Here is a 7,616-nt window from a genome sequence, read left to right on the forward strand (position 1 = left end):
GGCTGTTGTGTAAGCCGGTTTAATTCAGGTATTGTTATCGTATAAAAATGATGACTAAAGCTTATAATACCCGAAACCTGTAACCCTAAATATTTAAAAAGAATTCATTTGAATATTCACTTAATTTTATTTAATTTTTAAATAAAACTTAATCATCCTACCTGACAACTAACACCGATGTTTTAGCACCACGAACCACCCCAGCAGCATTAGATCCTAAAAGGTGCGTTGAGATATTAGGACGGCGTGATCCTAGAATAATTAAATCAGGTTGAATTTCTTCCGCTAAGCGAAGAATTTCATCCCTTGGATGACCAAATGCAATAGAAAATGATACATTTTCTCGTGGTAATTTAATCGAATCAATAAGTTTGTGCAAACTTTGTTCTGTCTGCACGGTAGCTTTATCTTTAAATTCTTCAAAACCAAAAGAATAAGCATTGACAATAGCCGATGAAACGGGCAATGCATGAAAAAATATCACTTGAGCATTAGACAATCTGGCTAAGCACTCTACATGCGGAATCACTTTTTTTGTTAACTCATCTTCAAGCATATCGATAGGAACTAAAATTTTTTTGTACATAACTCCCCCTTGCTTTGACTTGCTTTGTTATAGATTAGATTATATATTCAGTGAATATAAAATATACCTTACTTAGTTAATATGATACTAATTTTAAATGTAACTCTTAATTATTTTTATTCGTTTTATAATAGAGATCAACATGAATTGCATTATTTATCGTACTGATGTCAAACCGACACTCGAACAAGCCACCACCCTTTATCGCCACTGCTCATTAGGCAGGCGTCGTCCACTTACCGATACCGTACGCTTTCAAGCTATGTTAGATAATGCTAATTTGGTGGTAACTGCTTGGCATGATGATAAACTCATTGGCATTGCGCGTTGTTTAACCGATTTTGTTTATATCACTTATTTGGCAGATCTCGCGGTTGATGAAAATTATCAACGACAAGGCATCGGAAAGCAATTGATTAAAGAAGTGAAAAGCAATACTGGCAAATCATGTTCAATTACTCTACTAGCCGCACCACAGACAGTTGATTATTATACTCATATCGGTTTTAATGCGCATCTTTCAGCTTGGATTTTAAGAGATAATTAAAATGAGAATCATATTAGCCTCAACTTCACCATCACGTAAAAAGGTGCTCGAAAAATTAGCTATGCCTTTTGAGTGTGTGCCACCAGTATGCGATGAAACACCGCTAGTCGACGAATCAGCTCAGCAATTGGTGGGTCGGCTAGCTAAACTTAAAGCACAGTCATTAGCTGCACAATTTACTGATAGTTTAATTATCGGCTCGGATCAAGTCGGCGTGTTAGATGGTAATATTGTTTGCAAACCGCATACGGTTGATAATGCCCGCAAACAGCTTCGACAAAGCAGCGGTAAAGCCTTCTATTTTTATACTGGTATGACAGTAATTAATACCAAAACTCAACAACAAACCACCATTTGCGAACCGTTTAAAGTGACCTTTCGGTACTTAACTGATTCAGAAATTGATGCCTACATTAGCAAAGAGATGCCACTACAATGCGCAGGCAGTTTTAAATGTGATGAACTGGGTATTACCCTGTTTGATAAACTAGAAGGCGATGATATTAATTCATTGGTTGGATTGCCATTACTAAAACTCAATAAAATTATGATCGAAATGGGCTGTAATCCGTTATTAATGTCGTCAGCTAACCCCCCTTTAAATTACCAATATGATGAATAAGTCAAATAATCACTCTTGCTAACATTTTCATAAATTTTTGGCTATAAAGTGCAACATCATTATCATGGATAACTACTAATCTAATAAGGTGGTGCCTTGTTGATGAATTTCGGTCAATAACTGCATTATGTTGGCAATGCTTTCTTCATCAAGATCGCTGGTTGCTTGTCGGCAATAATTATTTGAGCGAACTTAAGGATCGCTAACTGTAACTAAATAACCTATACTGTAATAGCTATTTGTTTTCCCATTCATCTGCCCTAAAAATTGGGTGAATTTTTTAGTTTGAGATAGGCGCCCATCGTGACATTATTATATTTTTCTTGCCACTCTTTAGGCATGCCGTGTTTTTTTAGCCAAGCTTTAGCTTCAGGGGTGATTTCAGTTATTTTACCGTTTGGGTATGGATTGGGGCAAACATCCGACCCTTGCGGGATTCGCTCAGTGACTCCTTTACCAAATTCTATTGCCGTTGCATCTGGATGAGCAATCCCTGTAACCCAACCGGTCACACTGCCTCCTGGAGCAAAACCAATAATAATGGTATCGTTATAACCAATCTCATTTTTATCATAGGCTTCTGAATAAAAATGGTGTGGTGTTGCCATCTCTTGCCTAGCCCATAATGGCACCACTAATTTAGTGCGATAAAAGGTTTGATCGGCAAAAGATGACCAACAAATATAAAATTCTTCTGGCAAATCGGAATAAACCGGTAAATTACTATAACCGAATTCTGTCTGCCATTGCCCAGGGGTTTCATAATTTTGATTATTACGCGCAACTATATCAATGATTTTATATTTGTTTGATTGGGTCTTTATCATGGTTGAAAATACTATCGATTGGAAATAGTGTGGATAGCTCCCACCAATACGCCATTCACTGTAAGGTTTTTGCGGCAAATTAGGATCCACGTTGTTATGTGCAAATGGTGTATGGCAACCACTTATTAGTAGTACCAAACTGAAGCCAGTGATAAATTTTTTTAACATATAAAATCCTTACTATTTATTGATCGGGATGGATTAGCCTTTGCCAATAATATCATGATTGGGGTAGCCACCTCCAATGTCCGAATGGGCACCGGGCATGCTTACTTTTTTAAAATAATTAGGCACATCATTGAGCGAAAAGTTATGCCGATATTCATGCGCGGCCTGAATATGTAATCCTGCATCAGTCGAATCGGGGTGAATATGGATATCAATATCAAAAGTGTTGGCATCGCCTGCATCAAATAAATTTTCGGGTCGACCAATTCCTGCCACGGTATCGAAAATACCTAAAAAATGGATATATCCATTGGCATGCCCTTGCCAATGGTCACTGATTTTGCCCTCTAACGCTTGTTTTAACATTTTGGTTAGCGGGTTGTTATTGCCTTGTTTATCTTTATCATTTAACTTATCAGCAACAAAGTTGGTAAAGTAGCGGGCGGTTGCCGCACCTCGGCTAAAACCAAATACATCATAGTTAATTTGCTGAATACGTGTTTTAGGGGCTTTACCCAAAAAAGTCTTTAACTCTTTTTTAATTTCGATTATAGCTCGGTTTATTTTACCTTTAATTCCCGTTATGCCAAGGCCTGTAGCAAAGCCAATATTACTATCACTTTCACCAATTCGGCTACCGACCCCTTCTATATAAACACTCAAACGATATAGATTCCTGAATATTTTTAACAAAAATCACTCTATTTTTTAACCAACAAAATAGGTAGTAATCCTTATATAAATGAAAAATTCATTCAACCTAACTGCACTCAATCAAAGGGGAAAAACAGAAAGAGTAATACGTCTGTTAATGGTGGTATGGCATCATCTGCAAATATTTAGCGATTCAAAAGATAGAAAGCTGAAAATGAATTGCTTGATTAATCATTGTAATACGGTTAAACCACATAAAGCGATTTTCGGTAAAATGCCTTATGTAGTTTTAGCGGATTGTTTTAATTATGAAGAGGAAACAAGTTGGTGTTTTCCTATACCTAATTTTACTCAACCATTCGCCGACTTATTGGGTCGGCGAATGTCCGCATTACTGTAATTCAATCCATCCTAGCCAAATTCAATCTAATCCGTTATTGTTCGTGTTTAAACAATTTTGTTTGTTGATCTAAATAGCTCAGCACATCAGGTATTCGGTGTTTACCTGCCATTGATTGCACGCTATTGGCTGCATTTATTAGCGGTATGCCTATCGAGGTAACATATAACGGGTGCTTACTTTGACCACGAATAACTTCGTTCAAATACTCGCTATTACCTGAAAACGGCTTTTTAGCAACACCAATAATAGGAATGGTTTTGTTTAATGCATGATACAAATGCCCACCTAACCCTATTTTACCTTCATCCAAATGCACATAACCATCAATCACAATGCAGGTAAGTTTACTTAAATCAATTTTATCAAGCAGTGACATAATGCAAGGTAATTCACGTTGATAAAACTGACCTGACTGATAGGGCGCAACATTATCTTGATAATCTGTGATTACCTGTTCAATTGCTGAGGTTGAATCAGTCCAATGATGAAATAACACGCCGACCGATTTGGCGCGGTTATCAATGTAATAAACATCAATTGCCAATATCATATTAAGTTATCTTCTATTTAAAACATTATTTATCAATGTGATAATATTCACTTCTGTATTGATTATTATTAAATATACTTATTAAGTTTAGTTATTCCGATAGTCATAAGCCAATCCACTAAACAATACATCATTTAAAAAGTACAAGCCGTCAATCTATTGCAAATAACTTAACTCTAGCCGAACCGGTGGGTTAAATTCAGTTTTATTTTTTATCTCATTCATTTTTTTCCTTTTCGCTCTGTTCTAACTTTAATTGGAGGAACTAAAATACCACTGCAATTATCGCAGGCTTCAAATGCATTTAAATAATCGACTTTTGGCTGACCGTTAGCCTCAAAAAAGCCATAATATCGGCTACCTGTAATAACGCCATCGGTGATTTCGTATACCTGATAAAGCTGATTGTCACGATGATCATAAGCTTCGCCATTAAATGGCGTATCGTTATAAAAGTAGTCATTACTGCGCTTTTCTAGTTGATTGAGTTCTATTCTGACTATCATGATTTTTTTATCTGTTAAGTAAGCTGTTGTTTTAAATCATCCGGTAAAAATGTCTGAAAATAATCAATTCTGCCATCATTAAAGGTTATTTTTATATTGCTATTTTGTTGTAGGGCAAATAATGCGAGTGCCTGCGCTCGATATTGCTGTTTTTGTTTTTCGGCACGAACGAGGTCCATTTAATATACTGAAATTTATTGATAATTTAATATTTATAAAGATGGTAATTCAGCTAATCTTGTGTAGGAAAACGCTAAGTTATTTATACTTCATGTTTTAATCCAGGTGATTAAAATAATCCTCTAAAACTCATAAGGCGTTTTCTCTGAAATCGCTTTATACGTTTAATCTTATTCATATTTGTTCCTTTTTAGTTGTGATAAGTTTACTTTACCCCTTAAAAAAGTTGTATGAATTAGTGTAACCAATCCCCCCCTAATACCTTTTTGCCCTACTTTCGGAAAAGAGCCTGCAAACATTCGATTATCAATGTTTAATTGTTTCATTCTATCAATCCAAATCCGACGGATGTAATATTTATGCATGCCACCGTTAACTATTTCTGGCTCAAGTCTTGCCCTTGCCATAAATATTTTTTGAGCGATAAAGTGTGATACCATTTCCCTTAATTTTTTCATATAATTTATAGAGATATAAAAAGCTATTCCTCAACCTTGATAGTATAAATTTTTTTAAACTGACTAGCCGGACAATGCATAGTTACATAAGTAGTTCCTGTAAATTCTATACTAATTGTTCCGTTCACTTTAGGCGTTCCTTTTATGGTGAAATCATTATATGAATTATTCCAATCAAAATAGGATGGAGATAGCTCAAGCCCTGAATTTTCAGGTTTAATATGATAGGAATCACTGCGAACTACACCAACATTAATATTTATTTCAGCATAATAAGGTTTACCAAAAGCGGCATTGGGTAAAGATTCAGATAGCACTTCAAATTTTCCGCTACAAAAACACCCAGTAAGTGAAAGAACTAAAAATAAGTTAACGATTAACATTAAATAATATCGTGATTTTTTCATATGGTTTATTGCGATTAATTGAATTTTTATTAAAAATAAGTGTGTCTTAAACACTTTACCATTTATCTTGTTGCCATATATGTTTTATCTAAGGAATTTTACTTACCACCATAGCTGCGAAGGAGTATTCCATAATTTCACCTAAAGTTTTTGAGGTCCACCATTTTTTTACCTTGCCCCATGAAAATAGTTCAAGCTGAACCTTTTCAGTTATTGCTGTTTGTTCTGTTATTTCCAGACCATTGTGTAATTTTAATTTATCTGTCCAAACTATCCAGTGGTTTTTAGTTGTTAAAATACCCTGATTAGTAATCATTTTTGCTGTTATTAATACAACAACATGTGTTTCAGGGCTAATATAAGAATTTAAACGACATAAATCTTGTAAAGTTAAATGTGGCCCCCGGATCTGAGCAATTAAACTTGTATTGATGCTGTATAAAATTTTAGCACCAGAATTTTCAAACCATGTTTTAAGGTTTTCTGCGGTTGTAATACCTGAAACTTGATCATCAGGCGAATCGTAATCAAAAACGCTATTTTCTGTATCTCTTAAACTTGCCAAGGTAATCCAATCTATGCACGGAACTTTTGGGATATACCCTCTTGAATCATTTGTAAAAAAATTTGTAGGATGACGACAATTATAACCAGGCTTTATTTTTAATGTGCCAATTTTAGTTTTACCTGATTCCCAAAGTTCTTTGACAATCTGTTTATATAAGTCTGGTCTATCCATCAATAAGCAATAAAAAAAAGCTGCAGGTCCACATAAACTGGCATCACCTTGATAAGGAAAATCGTATTTGGCTAATCTTAGTTGCAAAGCTTTTTCAATTTCAGCTTTAGTAAAAGGATCTTGCGGATCGCCAGCCGGATGTTCTTTAGCTTCAAAAGATCTTGATTTAAATGTTATTTTTACTTCATATATGGGTACGTCGCCATATTGTGTTTTTTCTGTTGTTTCATTGTATTGAAATTCCCGCGATAATCCCCATTTTTTATCAGATATTAAAAATCCCTTAAGAGGGATAATTGCAGTCATAGGTTCAGGTAATACTTCATATTCATCATTACCTAATTTATGGTAAAGATTCAGCTCTAATATATATGATGTGTCTTCGGAATCTGAAATATCTAATGTAGGGTGAAGTAATGTTTTCTTATCAGCTTGTAACGGCTGTTTACCTGTTGATTCTAAAGCATAAATTTTATTACCTTTGTCGTCCATTTTATATAATTCCATTTCATAAATAATATATTCATGATTGGTTTTTGTCTCTATGCTTGTAAATATATTGTATACTGTCATTTAATTTTCATCCATTCTTTTATTATTGTATTTAGAAATTTATCCTATTAATTATTAATAATTTTTATTTAATTCCTTTTTATTGGTTGATAAGCTCCCCATTGCTTGTTTTACTTAATACTAAACGGACAGCAATTTTTTCTTCTTTTTTGGTATAAAACCTTTCTGTATAACCTTTATCATCTGTTTTCCCTCGTTTGACTGAAGCATCTTCCATAAACGCTAAATATTCAATATTTTTATATGGCTCACCTTCATCATTAACCATAAGGTACATTAAGCTATACTTATTCTTTTTATTCGGTTTATTTGGTGAAAAGTTAGTTTCAATTGCTTCAGGCAGTGCTATTTCGAATCTATCTTTTTGTGCCACCCTCATCTTCTGCATCACATTGC

General features: G+C 34.5%; 12 protein-coding genes and 1 pseudogene. 3 read left to right on the forward strand and 10 right to left on the reverse strand.

Going from position 1 to position 7,616, the window contains the following annotated elements; translation table 11 throughout:
- Window positions 1-157: 157 nt before the first annotated feature.
- Window positions 158-586 carry a universal stress protein gene (locus tag BQ5209_RS08960; protein ID WP_085248243.1) on the reverse strand — a complete coding sequence of 143 codons (429 nt, stop codon included), beginning with the start codon at window positions 584-586 and terminating at the stop codon, window positions 158-160.
- A gap of 142 nt (window positions 587-728) precedes the next feature.
- Between BQ5209_RS08960 and BQ5209_RS08965 the strand changes: the two genes are divergently transcribed.
- Together BQ5209_RS08965 and BQ5209_RS08970 are read left to right on the forward strand one after the other, a co-directional pair.
- Entirely contained in the window at window positions 729-1,133 is a 405-nt protein-coding gene (locus tag BQ5209_RS08965) for a GNAT family N-acetyltransferase (protein WP_085248245.1), read from the forward strand.
- Window position 1,134: 1 nt separating this feature from the next.
- The gene (locus BQ5209_RS08970; protein ID WP_085248247.1) at window positions 1,135-1,755 is read left to right on the forward strand and encodes a Maf family protein; all 621 of its coding nucleotides are present in this window, start codon (window positions 1,135-1,137) and stop codon (window positions 1,753-1,755) included.
- Window positions 1,756-2,015: 260 nt separating this feature from the next.
- Here the strand turns inward: BQ5209_RS08970 and BQ5209_RS08975 are convergent, their stop codons facing one another.
- Window positions 2,016-2,750, reverse strand: coding sequence for a DUF2931 family protein (locus BQ5209_RS08975; RefSeq protein ID WP_085248250.1), 735 nt, complete (start codon window positions 2,748-2,750; stop codon window positions 2,016-2,018).
- Between the two features lie 33 nt (window positions 2,751-2,783).
- A complete protein-coding gene (locus tag BQ5209_RS08980; RefSeq protein WP_167370336.1) occupies window positions 2,784-3,413 on the reverse strand; it encodes a T6SS phospholipase effector Tle1-like catalytic domain-containing protein in 630 nt (209 codons plus the stop codon).
- 205 nt (window positions 3,414-3,618) lie between these two features.
- On the opposite strand from BQ5209_RS08980, the gene BQ5209_RS10630 reads away from it, so the two are divergent.
- On the forward strand, window positions 3,619-3,804 hold the full coding sequence (locus tag BQ5209_RS10630; protein ID WP_143421896.1) for a hypothetical protein: 186 nt from the start codon (window positions 3,619-3,621) through the stop codon (window positions 3,802-3,804).
- A gap of 34 nt (window positions 3,805-3,838) precedes the next feature.
- Here the strand turns inward: BQ5209_RS10630 and BQ5209_RS08990 are convergent, their stop codons facing one another.
- The 7 genes and pseudogenes from BQ5209_RS08990 to BQ5209_RS09015 all read right to left on the reverse strand — a co-directional run.
- Window positions 3,839-4,357 carry an endonuclease V gene (locus tag BQ5209_RS08990; RefSeq protein ID WP_085248255.1) on the reverse strand — a complete coding sequence of 173 codons (519 nt, stop codon included), beginning with the start codon at window positions 4,355-4,357 and terminating at the stop codon, window positions 3,839-3,841.
- A gap of 221 nt (window positions 4,358-4,578) precedes the next feature.
- On the reverse strand, window positions 4,579-4,863 hold the full coding sequence (locus BQ5209_RS08995) for a hypothetical protein (protein ID WP_085248257.1): 285 nt from the start codon (window positions 4,861-4,863) through the stop codon (window positions 4,579-4,581).
- Window positions 4,864-4,877: 14 nt separating this feature from the next.
- Entirely contained in the window at window positions 4,878-5,042 is a 165-nt protein-coding gene (locus BQ5209_RS10710; RefSeq protein ID WP_167370337.1) for a hypothetical protein, read from the reverse strand.
- Window positions 5,043-5,213: 171 nt separating this feature from the next.
- Window positions 5,214-5,501 (reverse strand): hypothetical protein, encoded by a 288-nt coding sequence (locus BQ5209_RS09000; RefSeq protein WP_085248259.1) that lies wholly within the window; start codon window positions 5,499-5,501, stop codon window positions 5,214-5,216.
- A 23-nt stretch (window positions 5,502-5,524) separates the two neighbouring features.
- Window positions 5,525-5,908: a hypothetical protein gene (locus BQ5209_RS09005; protein WP_143421897.1), complete on the reverse strand. Its 384-nt coding sequence runs from the start codon at window positions 5,906-5,908 to the stop codon at window positions 5,525-5,527.
- 88 nt (window positions 5,909-5,996) lie between these two features.
- Window positions 5,997-7,220, reverse strand: a complete 1,224-nt coding sequence (locus BQ5209_RS09010; RefSeq protein WP_085248263.1) for a hypothetical protein — start codon at window positions 7,218-7,220, stop codon at window positions 5,997-5,999.
- 79 nt (window positions 7,221-7,299) lie between these two features.
- A pseudogene (locus BQ5209_RS09015) lies at window positions 7,300-7,616 on the reverse strand (hypothetical protein); the annotation flags it as partial.

Source organism: Gilliamella mensalis, assembly GCF_900103085.1.
Lineage (GTDB): Bacteria > Pseudomonadota > Gammaproteobacteria > Enterobacterales > Orbaceae > Gilliamella > Gilliamella mensalis.

Excerpts from the sequence above, each read along its gene's own strand:
- BQ5209_RS10630 (WP_143421896.1), top strand. The coding sequence starts at position 3,619 with ATGAATTGCTTGATTAATCATTGTAATACGGTTAAACCACATAAAGCG.
- BQ5209_RS10710 (WP_167370337.1), bottom strand. The coding sequence starts at position 5,042 with ATGGACCTCGTTCGTGCCGAAAAACAAAAACAGCAATATCGAGCGCAG.
- BQ5209_RS08965 (WP_085248245.1), top strand. The coding sequence starts at position 729 with ATGAATTGCATTATTTATCGTACTGATGTCAAACCGACACTCGAACAA.
- BQ5209_RS09005 (WP_143421897.1), bottom strand. The coding sequence starts at position 5,908 with ATGAAAAAATCACGATATTATTTAATGTTAATCGTTAACTTATTTTTA.
- BQ5209_RS08960 (WP_085248243.1), bottom strand. The coding sequence starts at position 586 with ATGTACAAAAAAATTTTAGTTCCTATCGATATGCTTGAAGATGAGTTA.
- BQ5209_RS08975 (WP_085248250.1), bottom strand. The coding sequence starts at position 2,750 with ATGTTAAAAAAATTTATCACTGGCTTCAGTTTGGTACTACTAATAAGT.
- BQ5209_RS08995 (WP_085248257.1), bottom strand. The coding sequence starts at position 4,863 with ATGATAGTCAGAATAGAACTCAATCAACTAGAAAAGCGCAGTAATGAC.
- BQ5209_RS08970 (WP_085248247.1), top strand. The coding sequence starts at position 1,135 with ATGAGAATCATATTAGCCTCAACTTCACCATCACGTAAAAAGGTGCTC.
- BQ5209_RS08990 (WP_085248255.1), bottom strand. The coding sequence starts at position 4,357 with ATGATATTGGCAATTGATGTTTATTACATTGATAACCGCGCCAAATCG.
- BQ5209_RS09010 (WP_085248263.1), bottom strand. The coding sequence starts at position 7,220 with ATGACAGTATACAATATATTTACAAGCATAGAGACAAAAACCAATCAT.
- BQ5209_RS09000 (WP_085248259.1), bottom strand. The coding sequence starts at position 5,501 with ATGAAAAAATTAAGGGAAATGGTATCACACTTTATCGCTCAAAAAATA.